This is a genomic window from uncultured Paraglaciecola sp. (assembly GCF_963977085.1).
Classification (GTDB): domain Bacteria; phylum Pseudomonadota; class Gammaproteobacteria; order Enterobacterales; family Alteromonadaceae; genus Paraglaciecola.
Genome location: NZ_CAXBNC010000001.1, coordinates 163,721 through 182,304, shown reverse-complemented (window position 1 = coordinate 182,304; position 18,584 = coordinate 163,721). Strand labels below are relative to the sequence as shown.

12 protein-coding genes are annotated in these 18,584 nt (G+C 40.9%); 3 read left to right on the top strand and 9 right to left on the bottom strand.

What is annotated here, in order from left to right:
* Positions 1 to 42: 42 nt before the first annotated feature.
* From AAC000_RS00790 to AAC000_RS00780, 3 genes are read right to left on the bottom strand one after another with little or no spacing between them, the layout of a single operon-like run.
* Positions 43 to 681, bottom strand: a complete 639-nt coding sequence (locus tag AAC000_RS00790) for a gluconate 2-dehydrogenase subunit 3 family protein (RefSeq protein ID WP_339719200.1) — start codon at positions 679 to 681, stop codon at positions 43 to 45.
* A 57-nt stretch (positions 682 to 738) separates the two neighbouring features.
* Complete coding sequence (locus tag AAC000_RS00785) at positions 739 to 1,971, bottom strand: MFS transporter (protein ID WP_339719198.1); 1,233 nt, start codon at positions 1,969 to 1,971, stop codon at positions 739 to 741.
* A gap of 10 nt (positions 1,972 to 1,981) precedes the next feature.
* Positions 1,982 to 3,037, bottom strand: coding sequence for a sugar phosphate isomerase/epimerase (locus AAC000_RS00780; RefSeq protein WP_339719196.1), 1,056 nt, complete (start codon positions 3,035 to 3,037; stop codon positions 1,982 to 1,984).
* Between the two features lie 696 nt (positions 3,038 to 3,733).
* Between AAC000_RS00780 and AAC000_RS00775 the strand changes: the two genes are divergently transcribed.
* Positions 3,734 to 4,720: an endonuclease/exonuclease/phosphatase family protein gene (locus AAC000_RS00775; RefSeq protein WP_339719194.1), complete on the top strand. Its 987-nt coding sequence runs from the start codon at positions 3,734 to 3,736 to the stop codon at positions 4,718 to 4,720.
* A 32-nt stretch (positions 4,721 to 4,752) separates the two neighbouring features.
* Here the strand turns inward: AAC000_RS00775 and AAC000_RS00770 are convergent, their stop codons facing one another.
* Positions 4,753 to 6,351, bottom strand: coding sequence for a diguanylate cyclase (locus AAC000_RS00770; RefSeq protein WP_339719192.1), 1,599 nt, complete (start codon positions 6,349 to 6,351; stop codon positions 4,753 to 4,755).
* Between the two features lie 445 nt (positions 6,352 to 6,796).
* Here AAC000_RS00770 and AAC000_RS00765 point away from each other — a divergent pair, with 445 nt between their 5' ends.
* Together AAC000_RS00765 and AAC000_RS00760 are read left to right on the top strand one after the other, a co-directional pair.
* Positions 6,797 to 7,642, top strand: a complete 846-nt coding sequence (locus AAC000_RS00765; protein ID WP_339719190.1) for a transglutaminase family protein — start codon at positions 6,797 to 6,799, stop codon at positions 7,640 to 7,642.
* A 280-nt stretch (positions 7,643 to 7,922) separates the two neighbouring features.
* Positions 7,923 to 9,098: a Gfo/Idh/MocA family oxidoreductase gene (locus AAC000_RS00760; protein ID WP_339719188.1), complete on the top strand. Its 1,176-nt coding sequence runs from the start codon at positions 7,923 to 7,925 to the stop codon at positions 9,096 to 9,098.
* A gap of 134 nt (positions 9,099 to 9,232) precedes the next feature.
* On the opposite strand, the gene AAC000_RS00755 is transcribed toward AAC000_RS00760, so the two are convergent.
* From AAC000_RS00755 to AAC000_RS00735, 5 genes are all read right to left on the bottom strand, one after another.
* Complete coding sequence (locus AAC000_RS00755) at positions 9,233 to 12,736, bottom strand: HEAT repeat domain-containing protein (RefSeq protein ID WP_339719186.1); 3,504 nt, start codon at positions 12,734 to 12,736, stop codon at positions 9,233 to 9,235.
* A gap of 123 nt (positions 12,737 to 12,859) precedes the next feature.
* Positions 12,860 to 13,663 carry an AraC family transcriptional regulator gene (locus AAC000_RS00750; protein WP_339719184.1) on the bottom strand — a complete coding sequence of 268 codons (804 nt, stop codon included), beginning with the start codon at positions 13,661 to 13,663 and terminating at the stop codon, positions 12,860 to 12,862.
* Between the two features lie 816 nt (positions 13,664 to 14,479).
* A complete protein-coding gene (gene glmS / locus AAC000_RS00745) occupies positions 14,480 to 16,312 on the bottom strand; it encodes a glutamine--fructose-6-phosphate transaminase (isomerizing) (RefSeq protein ID WP_339719182.1) in 1,833 nt (610 codons plus the stop codon).
* Between the two features lies 1 nt (position 16,313).
* Positions 16,314 to 17,093: a DeoR/GlpR family DNA-binding transcription regulator gene (locus tag AAC000_RS00740; protein ID WP_339719180.1), complete on the bottom strand. Its 780-nt coding sequence runs from the start codon at positions 17,091 to 17,093 to the stop codon at positions 16,314 to 16,316.
* A gap of 139 nt (positions 17,094 to 17,232) precedes the next feature.
* Positions 17,233 to 18,162 carry a polysaccharide lyase family 7 protein gene (locus tag AAC000_RS00735; protein ID WP_339719178.1) on the bottom strand — a complete coding sequence of 310 codons (930 nt, stop codon included), beginning with the start codon at positions 18,160 to 18,162 and terminating at the stop codon, positions 17,233 to 17,235.
* Positions 18,163 to 18,584: the final 422 nt, after the last annotated feature.

The window sequence follows — 18,584 nt, the reverse complement described above, 5'->3', positions numbered from 1 at the left end:
TAATTCTGTTTGCTTAAGTCTGTATGCCGCAATTATCAAAAACTAATAATAGGCCTGCGGACTCCAAGATTTTGTTTCTGAATTGGCAGGGATAGAGCCAACAAAACCACCTGGAACAGGTTGGTAATTAAGGGCTTTTGTCACCCCTATTTCTGAAGTGAAATAGCCAAATACTATGAGGGCTTTTAGAAACCTAAATTGCCCTTTTTCGCTTTCTGTCGACATACTATTGGTTTCAAAATCTACCAAAAGCTGTTGCTGATGAGGTGCTTGCAATAACACAAATGATTGACCAAATTCTCTGTTCGCTACTAGCTCGACTGCATTAATGATATGAATACAGTCATCTTGCTGCTGCTTGGAGTGGCAGTGTTGTAGCTGATGAGGGACAAATTCATGGCATCCTGCCTCTACTGCACTAGGGGTGTCGGTTTTAGGCAATATGGTTTCACATAGGCTGTAAAGAACGGTTAACTCGTGCTCTGAAAACAACTTACCATTTTTGGGTAGGTTAGGCCTTTGCATTGCAAATTGTTTGGCAACGGGGGCACTGCAACCCGACAACACAGCCGTCGCGGTTGTGGCACCAAATAAGGCGACCATTTTTTTCATAAACAAACGACGGTTATCTTCGTCCAATGTTCTGTACGCTAATTCGGATTTATTAGAATTAGTAGACATGTTCATCTCCTCAATATTGGCTCAATATAGGTGTTTATATTGAGCCATAACTCACTATTAATGTGCGGTCGACTTTGAATTTTTATTGCGCATAATCCAATAAAACCCACCAAAAGTGACTATTAAAACAAGTGGGAATACGATTAGGTTATTTAATGCCGCATGTCCTGAAGCTAACAATAAATCGTTGCCAGTGAGACCTGCAGCCTCTGCCTTTGTTGTTGCCGAGTCTATCCAACCACCAATAATAGGGTTCCATATACCCATAGCAAACATGCCGGCGCCGCCCATTAAAGACATGCCTAGTGCACCGGTTTTAGGGGTATATTCACTCGTACATCCAATCATAGTTGGCCAGAAGTAGGTGATACCAAAGGCGAATACCACAGCGGCAAAATAAACGGCACTGCCTTGTAACTGTGTCATGAGGAATAATCCCAAGCTCGCAAGAATTGCTGAGAAAAACAATACGCCTGGAGGGCTTAATTTATGTACTAGAGGACCTGCATAAAAACGACCAAGGGCCATAATGCCGGTAATCAAAGCTAGAATCAGCATAGGGTGTGCACCAGACGCACTCAATATTTGGTTAATCCATTGACCAGGGCCAAACTCACTTACGGCTGTCATCGTCATACAAACGATTAAAAACAAATAGATAGGATTAAACAAAGCTTTAATGTTGGTGCTGGTGGAATTCACTTCATGGTCAAATTTAGGGAATTCAAACCCTAACATCATTACGCCGTAAATAGCGGTGGGTATCAACATAGTGGCGACTTGTGCTTCCCAGCCTAACCCAATTTGATTCATACCAGCAGAGACCAGTGAGCCAATCACAATACCGCCGGGAAACCAAACGTGAAACCTATTTAACATAGTGGTTTTATTGTCGGGAAACAGTTGCGCAATAATAGGATTACACCCTGCTTCTACTAACCCATTAGCAAAGCCTACTAAGAAGGTTGAAATCATTAGACCCCAAAAACCATCAGCAATTATGGTCAATATAAGACCTAATGCATGGCCTATAAAAGCCAACCAAACAATCAATTTAGCGCCTATAGCGTTGTATAACACTCCGCCAAACATCATGGCTAGAGGGAAACCTAAAAAGGCCATACTGGCTATCCAGCCTAGTTCTTTTCCGCTTAAACCGTATTGCTGACCTAAATCACCTAATATCCCTGCTCGAATAGCAAAGGTCATAGCCGTGACTATTAGGGCTATACAACTAATACGAAAAATTCGTTTGGCGTCTTTATCTGAGATGCTGGTTGTGGCATTCATATGTTTTACCTTATTTAATACCCAAGATTTTATTATTCATTTCAACGTCTTGCTCTACACCAGCAAAATCATCGAAGGCTTTTTCAGTTGGTCTAATTAAATGTTCGCTAATAAATTTAGCGCCTTCTGCCGCACCATCCAGAGGATGTTTAATACAGCACTCCCATTCCATCACAGCCCAACCGTCAAAGTTGTGTTGGGTCATTTTGCTAAAAATAGCTTTGAAGTCGATTTGCCCATCACCTAATGAACGAAAACGCCCAGGTCTGTCAATCCAAGCTTGGTAACCTCCATACACGCCACAGCGTCCATTGGGAGTAAACTCTGCATCTTTAACGTGAAAGGCTTTAATGCGCTCATGGTATATGTCGATAAATGCAAGATAGTCGAGTTGTTGCAATACAAAATGACTCGGGTCATACAGTATGTTGGCTCGAGGGTGATTGCCGACAGCCTCTAAAAAACGTTCAAAAGTCACGCCGTCATGTAAATCTTCACCTGGATGTAGCTCATAACACACGTCTACGCCGGCTTCATCAAAGGCGTTTAAAATAGGTAACCAACGTTTGGCTAATTCGGTAAATCCTTGTTCAACTAAACCTGCTGGACGCTGCGGCCATGGATACATGGTTTGCCACAACAAAGCGCCAGAAAAGCTAGCGTGCCCGGTTAACCCTAAACGTTGGCTGGCTTTTGCGGCATACATCATTTGTTGAATGGCCCAATCAGTGCGGGCTTTAGGATTATTATGTACTTGGCTAGGTGCAAATCCATCAAACATTTGATCATAAGCGGGATTTACCGCCACTAACTGGCCTTGCAAATGGGTAGACAATTCGGTGATTTCTAGCCCTGCTTGATTGGCAATGCCTTTTATTTCATCGCAGTAAGTTTGGCTGTTTGCCGCCCTTTCTAAGTCAAACAGCCGTCCATCCCATGAGGGGATTTGAATGCCTTTGAACCCTAAACTGGCAGCCCAATTGCAAATTTCTGGAAAAGAATTAAATGGGCTGGCATCGTCAGCAAATTGTGCCAAAAATATCCCGGGACCTTTGATTTGTTTCATTGAGCTACTCCTGAATTTGTTAAGATGGATAAGTCGAAGTCAAGCCAGTTAAATGTTGGCTAGCGACACCTCTCTAGGGTTTTTATCAACACCAATTTTTCTATATTGGTTAGGTCAAATACTTTTAGTTATACATATTCGGCCGCGCAGTACCCAGCAGAAAAATACGACTTTTCCCACAAGATATAGGTTTGTAGGACCTAAACTAAAAGTCGCACATAATAATTTACTATTGATATTTAGCCGGCAATCATAAAATCCACAGCCACAATTAACGTGCAATGGCAGCCAATAAAGATGCTTATTGATACTTTATTGAATAGTTTCATAATGTAACCGATTTTCGTTTTTTTGAGTATAAAATAAGCTAAAAGTTAACAGTATGTTAATCATGTTAGCGCATTTTATAGGGGCTAAGCTAAGATAAATTCGGCAATTGAATGCAATAAATTCGGCGTTTTGAATTTTAATGGTTTTTTCTAGATACTTTTATTGAAGAAATATTTGTCTATCACTATCGACTTAGTAAGCAGAATATTTGGGCGTTTGATAGACGAAGACTGTCCGTAATATCTGTGACTTTATACGCCTTACAACCAACTTACAGAACACTAAAATTGCATTAGTTTGCACTTTGTAATCCATCGTTTGATTTTTGTTCTATTGTTAGAGTTCCGCTAATAATAAGGACTGCTCATGTTTAAAATTGCGACTTTTAATATTGAAAACTTAGATATAACAAGTAGTGATTACTCACCAACACTAGAGAAAAGGATCCCTACATTAAGGGGGATGTTAAACAGATTAGATGCTGATATTTTGTGTTTACAAGAAGTGCACGGCCAAGAATTATCAGCACATACTGCCAATAACCCAAAAAGAGAATTATCTGCGTTACATAGCGTAATTTCGGAGACACAGTATGCAAACTATTTTGTAGTACATACAGTTACCTCTGATGAAGAAGCCTACGATAAACGAAATTTAGTTATCCTATCTCGATGGCCAATCAACCTGTCGCAGCAATATAAACATCATCATTTAGATAAATTGGAATATCGAAAGGCTACAGCGTTACCGGTTGAGACTGCCAAAGAAATCAGTTGGGAAAGGCCCATTTTATATGCTCAGGTTCAGGTGCCAGATATCGGGTTAGTACATGTTGTAAATTTGCATTTAAAGTCTCGTATTTCCTCAAGTGTGAAAGGACAAAAGGTCAATAATTACACTTGGAAAAGTGCTGCAGGTTGGGCGGAAGGTTATTTTTTGTCGTCCATTAAACGTGTAGGGCAAGCCCTTGAAACAAGAATATTAGTCGATGAAATATTTCGCCAAGAGTCAAATGCAAAGATTATAGTTTGTGGCGATTTTAATGCACAGCCCGGTGAAGTGCCGGTAGAAGCGATTTGCGGTCGAGTTGAAAATACTGGCAATCCAGATTTACGAGACACTGTTTTGCTTCCATGTAGTTCTGCCATTGCCGAGTCCATTAAATTTAGTCATTTACATCATGGTAAAGGTAACTTGTTAGACCATATGTTGATCTCGCAGTCTATGTACCACTTGTTTGTTAAGGCCGACATTTTTAACGAGAATCTACACGATGAAAGTTTGCCTTTTGCTAGTGACAGTAAATTTCCTGAGTCAGATCACGCGCCTTTTTTGGCAACATTTACACCCTAAACCCCGCTAGGAGTGTCAGTTATAAAAGGAATTTAGTGTGTAGGTGAATAAAACTCGAGGTGACCACGACCTTGATCTTTTACTTTGTACATAGTGTTGTCGGCATTGACCAATAATTCATGGAGAACTCTGCCATGCTCAGGCGCAAGCACTAAGCCAATACTCGCCCCTACTGCGCAGCTCAAGTCGGGCTGAATTTGAATCGGTTGTTGTAGCCGCGCCAATAATTTTTCAGCCTTTTCTTTGATGTCTTCGGAGTTGGCTTGATGTACATGAAAAGCAACAACAAATTCATCGCCACCCCATCGAATGCAGATATCGTCCTCGTCACTAAACATTTTAACAATGCGTTTCGCTAATTTTTTTAAAACGATATCGCCTGCTTCATGGCCATAGGTATCGTTGATGGGTTTAAATTTATCCAAATCAATCATCATTAACACGAAAGGTTGTTGATTTTTGATGCTATAAAATAACATTTTATTGAGCTTTTTCTCACCAGCGCGCCTATTTAATAGATGCGTTAATAAATCGTGATCCGCTTCGAAACGGGTTTGTAGTTCTCTTTCGGCTCTTTCTGTTACGTCGTAAAGAATGACCTCAATAATAGGGCTAAGTGTGTCGCGCTGCTGAGCTCGTTGGTCGGTGACTTTGGCAAACAAACAATGCATCCATTTTTGCTTACGGCCCACTTTACATTCCACATCCAAGGCAACCTGTGCGACTTTGGGTTTGTTACGTATTTCTCGCAACAGTTGTTGTAACTTGTCTGTATTTGCCAGCAGAGTAGGGAAATGTAATGTACTCAGTTCATTGCTATCTTGTGTCATAAAATAAGAAGCAAAAGCGGGGTTAAAAGTGGTGATGTTATCTTTATCGTCAAGCAAACATATTCCGGCACTTGCTTGTTCAAATATCAATCTGAATTGTTGCTCTAGCGTTTGTGTTTGCATCCGCAAATCTCGTTCGATATTGAATGAGTGATGCAATTCATGCATCAAAGCGTTAATACCTATGACCAACTTTGAAATCTCATCTTTACCTTTATAGGGCAACATTCGCATAGTGGTTGGACTGTGTGGATCAATTAGATCGAAGTTGTCGATGAGTTTCTGAATAGGTTTTGTGAGCCTGCGGTGAACTAAAACGGACACAGAAAATGCTAAAAGTAACGAAAGAGATAACCAAATAAAAATTTCTTTTCGAGTCGCATTCTTTGTTTGTTGTTGAATAAACTTACCGTCTAAGTAAATTTGCAATACACCTACTTGCTCATTCGCTATTCTAGGGTGATATAATTTTTTAGAAATTTCTTCTGAGTGGCCAGGTGAATCACCTGAAATAACTTCTAAACCTTGGTTATTACTGAGTCTGACACTTTTTATAGATGGGTTTATGGCAAGGCCGTTAACTATTTCTGTAGCGAGTTCACGGTCATTTTTTTGTGCAGCAGTGGTGGCGATTTTTTCTACCGTGTTTGAAAGTTGTTCTGCAAGTAAATAACTATTTTTCTGCCGAGTTTCTAGACCAAAATAGTAAGATAAACCTGAAGCGAAGAGCGATACTATTATTGCCACTAATGCAATGGCAAGGGCTACTCTCACATAAAGTTTTTGACTAATATGGATCAAATTTAAACACCACTTTCTGGGAATATGTAACTATACATGGGTGAATATAGGCCATTTTTGATTTAGGTTCTGCAATTAGTTTTTCAATCATAGATAAACATTTTAATTGCTCTATGGTTACACATATTAAAGCTAGGTGCCCGAGCTATATGCGTCATGTCCTAGTATTCTTAAAAATCTATCAACATGAGAAGATTTGCAACAGGTGATTTTTAGGCCGCCATTATTTATAGAGGCATGACTTAAATACTCTTTTCATAAGGTGCGACTTTAAAATCACTTGGCTTGTCAGTTGTTGCCTAGCTAAATGAGTTCCTTTCTCAAATACATGTTATTGTTTATTACCTGGGTGCAGAGTCAAAAAGTTCATTTAGGCTATTTAATTGGAGCTTAGGGTTTATTGCTTCGTCATTACGCAGGTATGCACTTAACTATGGAGAGCCACATGAATTTTAAGATAATCCATGAGACAACTTATTCATTTAGTGATGAGGTATTTCTAGAACCACACTATTTACGGTTTCGTCCTAAACAAACGCCATTTATTGACGTCATAAGTTTTTCTATTGCCCTAAAGTCAGAGCCAGAGGGGCATAGAGTCATCGAAGATGAAGAGCATAATGTAATAGATTTTTGTTGGTTCCAGGCATTAACTAAGGGTTTTACGATTCATGTAGAAAGTAATTTACAGACCAAAGCATTTAATCCCTTTGATTTTATTGTTCATCCAGACTCTTTTAATACTTTGCCTTTTAGTTACTCAGAACACCAGTCACAAGTGCTGCATGCTTATTTACAAAAAAGCGAGTCGGATCGAGATCTTCTCGAATATGCAAATGTGATACTTGAATCATCACATTTTAATACTGTGACATTCATGACCAATCTTACCATTCAAATACACCAAGATTTTTCTGTGGAATATCGAGAGGTAGGACCGCCACTTTCACCCAAACATACATTTGAAATTAAGAAAGGATCTTGCCGAGATTTATCTTGGATGCAAATCAATCTGTTGCGTCATCTTGGTATTGCTGCGCGATTTGTAAGTGGTTACTTCTATTTTGATATGGAAAAACCAAGTTATGAATTACATGCTTGGATAGAAGCGTTTATACCGGGTACAGGTTGGTTAGGCTTTGATCCTAGCCACGGAATATTAACAGGCAATACTCATTTCCCAGTGGCTTCTAGTGCTATTCCCGAAAATACCATGCCTGTTTCTGGTGGCATAAGGGGCAGCGCTACATCGCAACTGAGTACCTATTTAACTATCGAAAAACAAAACTAAAAGAGTTAGTGGTAGTCATCAATACTTAAGGGCAAACTCAATGATAAAGGCCGATTCTAGTATTCAAAGGGCTGGGCGGGCGCTCATCCAATAAGCCAGTGAAGGTCTTTTAAATTTTCTAAGGGCTCCAGGGGGCAGTACCAGCATGATTTACTGGCGGTTATTTTTAGTCCACCAATATCAACGCTGAATTGTTTGCAGTACTGTCCGAATAATTCATATTTATCAAGTTACCGCGCTACTATACTAAGCAACATAATGTTAACAATTAGGTGAGTAAATGAGTGAATTTAATAATAAAGTGCGCATGGGAATGGTTGGTGGCGGACAAGGCGCATTTATTGGCGCAGTACATAGAGCTGCGGCCTCCATTGATGGTGAAATAGAATTAGTGTGCGGCGCCTTTAGTTCATCTCATGAAAACTGTTTGGCGACAGGTAAAGCGCTGAATTTAAATCCAAATCGCTGTTACGCCGATTTTAATGAAATGTTTGCAAAAGAAGCGGCACTGCCTGAAAGTGAGCGAATGCAATTTGTGGCGATAGTGACGCCGAATCATTTGCATTTTCCCGTTGCCAAAGCGGCAATCGAGTCAGGCTTTCATGTGATGTCTGACAAACCTGCCACTTTTACCCTAGACGAAGCCATCGCACTTAAAGCTGTGCTAGGTAATCATGATGTGCTTTATGGGCTGACCCATACCTATACTGGCTACCCACTTGTTAGAGAAGCGCGGCAACGTATTGAAGCGGGTGAATTAGGTGAGATTACTAAGGTAGTGGCCGAGTATTCACAAGGCTGGTTAGCGGAAGCGCCTGGCCCTGACAACAAACAAGCAAGCTGGCGCCTCGACCCAAAAAGAGCGGGTGTAAGTTGTTGCATGGGCGACATTGGTGTACATGCAGCTAATCTTGCTGAATTTATCAGTGGCCTTGCTATTACCAAACTTTGTGCAGATTTGGCCCCAGTGGTGGCGGGTCGTGAGCTTGATGATGACGGCAATGTATTGTTGCGGTTTGAAAATGGCGCAAAAGGGGTATTAATCGCCAGTCAAATCAGTGTGGGTGAAGAGAATAATCTTAATATTCGTGTATACGGAACCAAGGCTAGCTTAGAGTGGCACCAGATGGAGCCAAATACGCTGATCATTAAATATAGTGACAAACCCTCGCAATTAGTGAGAACTGGAGTCGGTAACTTTTATCCATCTGCCGCTAGTTCAGTGCGCACCCCAGCTGGGCATCCCGAAGGATATCTAGAGGCCTTTGCCAATTTATATATGGATTTTGCAAAACAGATTCGAGCATTTAAAAATGTTGAAGCTACAGCCAAACTTGTTAGTCAAGCGCCTGGGATCGATGAAGCAATTCGCGGTATGGCGTTTATTGAAAATTGTGTAGCGGCGACTCGTTCTGAACAAAAATGGGTAGATTTCAAACTTGAAAATGTGCTTTAGAGCAATTAGCTTCCGCTCTCATTTGTGTTAGAAAATGACGGTTTGAAACGTCTAAACAAAAAGCCGAATTCCACTTTAGAATTCGGCTTTTTTAGTTTAAATAAGAGGCAATTAACAATTGCTTAGATGTAGTATTAGTGGACGTCTTCTACTTTCTCATATTCGAGTTTTAAGCTAGCTAAATATGCGACTAAATCCCTTATTTGATACGCATCTAAAAACTGTGTCATCGGAGGCATCCCAGACATTGGACGTTGCATAGTGTTGATATCCGAAAGGTTAATCTCTTCGATTAGGTTTTCTTCACGCTCAAGCTTAATGACATTTTTGGTTTCTCCTTGATATATGCCACTAATGGTCTCGCCATTTTTAAGTGTTAATACAATGGTGCCGTACCCTGGCGAAATGGCTGCGCCTACATCAACTATTGATTCCAGAAGATAAGCATTGTCATGTATACGCCCTATATCGCTTAAATCAGGGCCCACATCACCACCGCGCCAGTTGACCTTATGGCAGCGCATACATTCCATTGCCCCACCGCCCGCAAAGATATCTCGCCCAGCCTGAGCATTGCCACCATACATGCTGCTGGCGTATTGAGTCTTGATGTCTGCTTGGGCTAAATAGCGGGTGTACTTTGTTAACTCAGCGACAATTTCAGTTGCATTTCTGGAGTGTAAAAAATCGACTAGTTCTAAGGTTGCGCCATCTGTTTGTTTAGTTGCATTCAGTTGTTTTATGGCATTAAGGGCAATGGCGTCGATTTCGGCGCTATTACCTTTTGCTAATACCTTATATGCCATTTGGCGATCCGCTGTGATTTGACTTTGTAAAAGACGTTTAGCTGCTACTAGTCCCGCTTCAGGGTTGTGGCTGAAGAGTTTATCTAACGCATCGGCGCGGACTCGTTCATCATTGTCCTGTGTTAGTGACAATAAAACCGCCTGGATGTTATTAATGTTCCTATTATTTAAGTATGTAAGTGCTTGCATACGAATTTCAGCTGTATTGCTGGTGTTTTTTACAGCGCCCATAAGTACATCATTAGGGATGCTGATAGCGTTTGTTTCAGCCAGCCTAATGGTTTGTACAAGTGCTGTGCCTTGCACTTGGACTAGTACTTTAGGTAACAGCTTGGCAATAACGTTGTGAATATCAACACGATTTTTGTTGGCATGAGTCGGTAAACCTGTAGTGGTGTCGATGGGGTTAATGTCATTCCAAGCTTCAATTGCTGAGAGGGCCTCGCTGGCGAGTCGTGTAGGTAAGCCGGGAGAGGCAGCATAATTTAGCAGTCTTTCGGCATCCTGCTGAGTGCCTTCGCCGTAGTTAGCATTGATGAGTCGATGATGTTGCCACTGGGTTAATTTGTCTTGTGGATACAATTCAGGCGACAACGCGATATATTTGTCTAAATAGGCCGCAAGGCCTGCTCGGGCTTCGATTATGGCTAAATCGTTAATGGCGGTAATGGCCTCGTCTACTATTTGCTGCTTACTGTCAGTTAAAAATATTCCAATATCAGTGTCTTTTAAGCGCCTTGTGGCTAACAACAGCCCCATACGTACGTGTTCAGATTGATGCCCATGATATGGCCACCAGTTTTCTTTTTTTATGCCTGAAAGTGCCATGGTTAAACCATGACGCACGAATAAATCTTCATCTTTGTATTTAGCCAAAGCAGCAATCACTTGTGGCACTGCTGGTGCGTAAGATAGGCGGCCTAGTCCAATACCTGCATACATGACCACACGTAAATTGGGATCCTTGAGTAAGTCTGTCAGTTTTTCAGCGCTTGGTTGGTACTGATGATCGCCCATGGCACGAGTGGCCTGAATTCTGACTTGTGTATTGTTATCATCGAGCAATGTCAAAATAGTATCGAGCAAAGGTGCAGGGGCCGCGACGTAATAAGACATTTGGCTTAGCCCCCAAATACCGTGAATTCTAGTGATTTCGTCTTTGGTGGTATCCAATGCCAGTTGAGTGAAGATGTTTTTACCAGCATCGCCCCGTTTGGCGAGTTCAAATTGAGCCTTTTGACGAATGCGCTGGTGTTTATTTTGAATAAGCGCAAGGAGCTTGTCGTTACTGAATTGAGTGAAGTCGCTGGTGAGTATGACCTCATTGTCTTTTATTGTGTTGCTGGTGCCATACTGCGGGTGCATTAACCGATAAACCGCACCTTGGGCTTCTGGCTCCCAACCACCGTAGTTATATTCAGATACATACATGGCACCGTCGGGCCCAAAATCTAAATCAACGGCATTGAAGCCTTGAATAAACATGTCGTTGTTGAGCATTTTAAAACTCGCGCCAACGTCTTCTAGTTTAAAGCTAGTGATATTTGATTTGGCAGGGGAGCCCAAATAATGAATGACAAAAAAAGTGTCTTCTAACTCTGGACCAAAACTACCGCCAGGGTTATAGACAAAACCAGATGGACCGCCATTAAGTGGGCCAACTGCCGGAAGAATAAAAGCGGGTTGTTTATCGTTACGGGGTTTATATATTTCTTGCGTCATCCAGGCATTGGGAATTTTAGGATCACCTGTGTAATAAGACGAGCGCAGTTTTAGACGTTCAGTAAAACTCATGATGCTTTGATGACCCGCATGCCAACCGGAATCTCCCCCTTCAACTAAATAATTCACTCGTTCTAAATCACCGCCGTCACCATCGTTATCAGCGGTAAATAGGTTACCGAATTCGTCAAACGCTAATTCTTGGGGGTTGCGCAATCCAGTATAAAATAATTCGATGTTTGACCCATCTGGATCCGATCTAAAAACCCCTCCTAGATTGGGGCCGTATATATGTTTACCTTCTTTGGTTGTTAAGTTATAACCTCTATCGCCTATACTCCAATATAATTTTCCGTCTGGCCCCCAAATTAAGCCATGCAGGTCATGGCCATAAAAACTGATGCGAATACCAAATCCATCTTGCAATGACACTTTTTCATCGGCAACACCGTCACCATTAGTATCCTCTAACATCCATAAATTAGGAATGTTGGTGTAGTAAACTTTACCATCACGTTCAATCACACCAGCACCAATACCGTCTAGAATGCCATTATAACCGTCAGAAAAAACGTTACTGTGGTCTGCTCGGCCGTCTTTATTGGTGTCTTTTATCAAGCGAATAATATCATCGCCAGTTTGATAATATGACATGGGGCGCTCATCTACGTATTTTTCATACATAGCTAAGCGATCTTCAATGGAGGTAATATAAATGTCTTCAACTGTTTTATTTTCGTGGCCGCGAATATCATCTACGCCAGCCGTATAGCGAGAGATTTCGACCATTAACATGTCGCCCTTTGCGTCGAACGTAAAATAGGCGGGATTTTGGGTTTGAGTTTCGTCTGCCCAAAGGCTAATTTCAAATCCTTCTGCAAGCTTGAAGTTGTTTATTCTAAGCTGTGCTTCCTGTTCTATCTTTGCAACTGACTTTTGCTCACTTGCACTGATATTTGCCTCAGGTACATTAAGTTGTTGATTATTTTTAACCTCAGATTTCGAAGCAGGTGAACATCCTGTAAGACCAAATAAACTCGCTATGACTAAGCACCCGCAGCAAATCGAGTCTATTGAAAACCTAAGGCTGCACTTTTTATCCAGGCGCATAATTTACCCTTATTCTACTTAACAAAAAATTTACGTTAGGATAACTATAAGAGAACATTATGGGGTATGTGTAAATCGGTTAAAAATGCTAGATTTTAGGCGTTGAATTTTGCCGTTTGGTGGCTAAATGGTGCCGCCACTTAGGTTAGACTGGAGTGATTTTTTTCTCAATTGTGAAGGTAATTCCCCAAAAAAAGCCTTGAACTGTTTACTAAAATAACTGTGTTCAGAAAACCCGCATTGGTAGGCTATTTCCATTATTGGTTGTTGTGTTTCAATTAATAAACGTCTGGCATTTTCGAGGCGGATTTCATTTAAGAAGCGTTTAGGCGTTTTTGATAAGTATTTTTTAAAACGTCTTTCTAGGGCGCTAATGGATAAAAAGGCAAGCTTGGCTAACTCCTCAATACTGATGTCTTGATGATAGTTTTTTCTTATAAATTCTACAGGCGCTTTGATGGCACTGATGGATGAAATTTCATGAGATGATCTTTCAAGATGATTAGTAAAGCCGTATGAACCAACAATTTCGTTGCGCCTATTTAGAAGTGGGCGCTTAGTAGTTGAGAACCAGGAAAATTCCCCGTTTGGTCTTAAATTTAATTCCACTCTGTTGGTCACAAGCTCGCCAGACATAACTTTTTTATCGTCCATCATAAATTGTTTGGCAATATGAGGTGGCGACAATGAATCATCATTTTTGCCAACTACTCTGGCTAAATTTTTAAAACCATAGGTATCCAGAAAAGCTTGATTGGCGTATATAATTTGACTGTTTTGATTTTTAATCCAGAACAAAGTATTCGGCAACAGATCAAACATATGCACAATTTGTGGTATACCAATTTCTTCCAAAAAATCGCTGTCTATCATTTCTTGTATCGTATTCATGCTGACCTTATGGATTTCCACTGAATGCCTAAACATGATAACGCCGAATATGTTGCATGCATAACTGAATTTATTAACAATATAATCTAAGGAGTAAAATTATGCTCTCGCCTACTTACTCCAACATTATTTAAATAACAGAATAAATGTTTGAAACTGAAAATGCCCAAACTTGCTAACTTCATACCAGCAAAATTTTCCAGATTACGTAAAGTTTGAAATTGAGGTAATCTAGGATTGAACAAAGTAAAGATAGCTGAGTTAGTGATTGAAAGTCATTTGTCGCTTACTCAACTGGAGAGAGGTTTTGTTAGTCAAAAAGTTTTGGTTGAATGGTTCAAAGCGTGAAGAAGACTGTCGATGAAACCCTTTGTATAGCAGGTCTGAGCCATCAGAAGGCAGTCGACGACGTTCAGCCCTATTGCTAGTTTACTTAGATTGCAGTCAGTGACATCCTCTAGTATATCTACCGTCATTCCCGCGAAGGCGGGAACCTCCAACAACATCTGATAAATTGCACAAAAACGTTGTTTTCTTCATCTAAAAAATGAGTAAGCATATAACTTGTTATTGTGTTTTTATACTATTTCAATTGAGGGTACGGAAACTATTAATAGGTTCCCGCCTTCGCGGGAATGACGTGTAATAGCTTGTAAATCCTTACCGTCTGCAATCTGTTATAAACGCTAACTCGGCAAGCGAGCCATGACTGTCGGGAAATGGCACAAAGTTTTCTTTAAGGGGGAACGCTCGACTGACCGCTTAGGCTCAAACATGTCTGCCAGTTTGTTAGGCAAGTCTGAGTGTCAAACTTTACTATCTTCACAACAAAAGGGCCTTGCGGCCCCGAGATTATTCTACAGTCACAGATTTGGCTAAATTTCGGGGTTGGTCAACATCGGTACCTTTTATAATTGCCACGTAATATGACAATAATTGTAGGGGTAGGGTATAGATGATTGGTGCGATGGCAGCTTCACAATGAGGGACATTGATCACTCGCATGGTGTCGTCGCTTTGGAAGTTGGCTTGTTTGTCGGCGAAAACGTACATGATCCCGCCTCTAGCTCTGACTTCTTCTACATTGGATTTTAATTTTTCCAATAATTCATTATTAGGTGCTACGACTATTACCGGCATTTCGTCGTCAATGAGTGCCAATGGACCATGTTTCAGTTCACCAGACGCATAGGCTTCAGCATGGATATAGGAAATTTCTTTGAGCTTTAACGCTCCTTCCATGGCGATTGGGTACTGGTCGCCTCTGCCTAGAAACAAACTGTGTTGTTTATCGGCAAATTCTTTGGCGAGCTCTTTGATGCTAGCGGTTAAGGTCAGGGTTTCTTCTAACTTAGCCGGCAGACTATGTAGTGCTTTTACTATGTGGTCATGGTCTGTTTGACACATGTTGTTATATTGCCCAAGCGCTAGGGTCAACATCAAAAATCCGCTGAGTTGTGTAGTGAATGCTTTAGTGGACGCTACGCCTATTTCTGCACCAGCAAGGGTCATGAATGCCAAGTCAGATTCTCTTACTAATGACGAGCCTGGTACGTTACAGATAGTTAAACTGGCTGAGTAACCTTGTTCTTTGGCAAGCCTAAGGGCGGCTAAGGTGTCGGCTGTTTCACCTGATTGTGAAATAGTGACAATTAAGCTATTGGGGTGTACAAAGGATTTTCGGTAGCGAAATTCTGAGGCAATTTCTACATTGCAGGATACATTGGCATATTGCTCTAGCCAGTAACGGGCCGTCATACCTGAATGATAGCTGGTGCCACATGCGATAATTTGCACATGTTTAATACCTGCTAATATTTTATCAGCATCTTGGCCAAATATATTCGGGCTGATGCCACTGGCACTTAATCGACCTTGTAAGGTATTACGAATTACGCTGGGTTGCTCGTGAATTTCTTTTAACATGTAATGGCGATAACCGCCTTTATCACCGGCATCGTGCTCTACGTCTGACTCAATAATTTCTCGTTCTACTGTTGCGCCACTTTGGTCGTATACTGTAATGCTTGTTCGGGATATTTCAGCTACATCCCCTTCTTCTAAAAACATAAAGCGCCGTGTTACCGGTAATAATGCCATTTGATCTGAGGCAATAAAGTTTTCACCTATGCCTAAACCTATGACTAATGGGCTACCAGAGCGAGCAACAATAATGCGTTCAGGATCTTCTTTATCCATGATTACTGTGCCATAAGCGCCGTGAAACTTAGTCACTGAGTTTTGTACTGCTTTAAGTAAATCGCCGCATTTGTCTAGTTCTAAATGCACCTGATGGGCAATGGTTTCTGTGTCTGTGTCTGAGCTAAAACCGTACCCTGCTAGGGTGAGTTCTTGGCGTAATCTTTGGTAGTTCTCAATGATTCCGTTATGAACAACTGCAATACGTTCAGATGAAAAGTGCGGATGGGCGTTAGCTTCGGTCACACCGCCATGTGTAGCCCAGCGTGTATGGGCAATACCTGTAGATCCTTTAACTGGTGTGATGTGTAATGCATCTGCCAACTCTTTGACTTTGCCAATACGTCTGGTGCGCGTGAGATTACCTTGGGTATCCAAAAGCGCTACTCCGGCTGAATCGTATCCGCGATATTCTAAGCGTCGCAGACCTTCTAACAATATTTCAACTACGTTACGTTCGGCAATGGCCCCTACAATCCCACACATATTAAGCTCCAATCTTTGTTGTGTTAGCGCACATCACTATTACGCCGTGCTGTTCAATTTGTTGTTTTACATCTGCTGGTATCTGATCGTCGGTAACTAGAACCGAAATTGCACTCCATGGCAACTCTACATTGGGTATTTTTCGATGTAATTTTTCGGACTCAGCCATCACCACGACTTGATTAGATACCTTTGCCATCGCTTGGCTCAATTGGGTCAATTCGTTAAAAGTGGTGGTGCCTTTTTGAGGATCTAAACCCGCTGCGCCTATAAACGCTTGATCAAAGTTATATTCTTGGAGTACCAGTTCAGCCATTTTTCCTTGGAAAGAATAGGATTGTGTATCCCAAGTACCACCAGTCATCAATACTTTAGGTTCATTTTCTCGCTCCAATAAATAATTGGCGACCTGTAAGGAGTTGGTCATCACCAACAATCCAGTATTGTGCTTAAGTTCAGGCAATAACGCTGCAGTGGTGCTGCCACTGTCTATGATAATTCGGTTATGATCTTTGATTAAAGAAGCCGCGGTCTTGGCTATGGCCTTTTTACGGGGTGATACTTTTTCATCGCTAAGTTCAGAGGAGCTTGCAGGTAACAAAATAGCCCCACCGAATTTTCTGAGCAGTAAGCCATTGCTTTCTAGTTCGATTAAATCTTTACGAATAGTCACTTCTGAAGTAGAAAACAGCTTTGCTAATTCATCCACAGCTACCTCGCCACAGAGATTAAGTTGCTCGACTATGGCGCGTCTTCTTTGTTGAGTGTTTCGTTTTTGCATGAATTACAATAAGTTTCGATTTGAAACTTATTGTAATCAAAAAGTTTTGAAATGCAAGTTAGTTTGTTTCTGTGAAAACACTGATCACTTATTTCTTTGGCTAGGCATTTAATAAAGCAACACCTAGTCACTATCTAGTCTAGTGTTCGTAACCTTTGTGGGTATTGACCAAGCGGTAAAACGTAGCCTGAGCATAGTCCTCAGGGACGCCAGTACTGTTTTGATTGTACACACCGGCTTTAAAATACATGTATTGGTCTCTTTTATGATAACCACTGTCTTGCATATCCACTACGTGAGTAATGTCAGCTTTGCCTTCTCTACTTAAAGTGACCGTTAAAATATCGCCTTGTACATCAATGATGTAACTGAATTTTTCATCAAGCGCTATGCCATCTTCCGGATCTTTTGCGTTACTGGAGCGAGAGCCTACAAATTCGTAATATTGGTCATCTCCGCCTCGAGGCTCATGGGCTAAGTAGATTGAGCCTTTAGTATTATTAGGTAACTTGCGGTAGTAAATTCTTGCTGGCTCATCATCTTTGGCATGTATTTGCCCCACAATCACTCTACCAAGTTGTTTAGGATCACCAGTTACTGTGACATTGTTGACAGCTAATGTCGCCTCTAAGCGCCCATCAACTCCTCCCGCTTTTCTTTGTTCTTTACCCCTCACAGTACTAAACACCCAGTTGTTTTCGTTTACACCTTGGGGCTTTATTCGGGTGTTACCTCGGCGTAACATTTCGCGTAATTCAGAACGGGTATATTTAGTGTTTTTGGACGTTTTTGGACCTTTAACAAAGGCTGTGAATACCATGCCACCGTCTTCTGCAGTATAAAAATAGGGTTTCAGTTGAAATCCTTTTGCTAGAAATGCTTCCGGGATTATATCTACTTTTTTATCTTCGTTGGTGTCTAAGGGCAGACTCAAATTCCAGTCCAATAAATCAAAGTTTAATCCAGGTGGTGCCTGTGGATTAAGTGTCGCAAGGTCCTTAGCAAAAGCTTGTGAGGAACAAAGTGTCGCAAAGAGTACTAAGGAAATCTTGTAGTAAAACGAGAGCATAAGTTTGGCACCCTATTAATGGAGAATTAATACAACTGTAAATATCGCTTGTTTTGTGAGTATACCTGCATTTTTTGGTGATCAAAAGCTGTGGTAATAGCATTGTTAATAAAATTATTTTTAATTGGTAATGATTGTTAAGCTAATTGGTAATAACTGTTTTGGTATTGATTTTATTGGTTTTTTTCTAATTATTTTGTTGCGTTATGTTGTGTGCTTGACTTGTTTATGTAAAATAATTGTAATTTTACGTTAAAACTGGCTAGCAAGATCTGTCACTTTATGGTCTCATGTCATACTAACAAAACAGTAGTTTTTATTTTGGTTATGTATCTTGGTTGTATTGGTTATATTTTATTTGAGTATTGGTAATAACTGGATTGGGTGGAAAGTCACTCAAAAATAATGCGGCTTAATTCAAG

Coding starts and splice junctions, on each gene's coding strand:
- AAC000_RS00790 (WP_339719200.1), bottom strand. CDS start 681: ATGTCTACTAATTCTAATAAATCCGAATTAGCGTACAGAACATTGGAC.
- AAC000_RS00785 (WP_339719198.1), bottom strand. CDS start 1,971: ATGAATGCCACAACCAGCATCTCAGATAAAGACGCCAAACGAATTTTT.
- AAC000_RS00780 (WP_339719196.1), bottom strand. CDS start 3,037: ATGAAACAAATCAAAGGTCCCGGGATATTTTTGGCACAATTTGCTGAC.
- AAC000_RS00765 (WP_339719190.1), top strand. CDS start 6,797: ATGAATTTTAAGATAATCCATGAGACAACTTATTCATTTAGTGATGAG.
- AAC000_RS00750 (WP_339719184.1), bottom strand. CDS start 13,663: ATGTTTAGGCATTCAGTGGAAATCCATAAGGTCAGCATGAATACGATA.
- AAC000_RS00735 (WP_339719178.1), bottom strand. CDS start 18,162: ATGCTCTCGTTTTACTACAAGATTTCCTTAGTACTCTTTGCGACACTT.
- glmS (WP_339719182.1), bottom strand. CDS start 16,312: ATGTGTGGGATTGTAGGGGCCATTGCCGAACGTAACGTAGTTGAAATA.
- AAC000_RS00755 (WP_339719186.1), bottom strand. CDS start 12,736: ATGCGCCTGGATAAAAAGTGCAGCCTTAGGTTTTCAATAGACTCGATT.
- AAC000_RS00775 (WP_339719194.1), top strand. CDS start 3,734: ATGTTTAAAATTGCGACTTTTAATATTGAAAACTTAGATATAACAAGT.
- AAC000_RS00740 (WP_339719180.1), bottom strand. CDS start 17,093: ATGCAAAAACGAAACACTCAACAAAGAAGACGCGCCATAGTCGAGCAA.
- AAC000_RS00760 (WP_339719188.1), top strand. CDS start 7,923: ATGAGTGAATTTAATAATAAAGTGCGCATGGGAATGGTTGGTGGCGGA.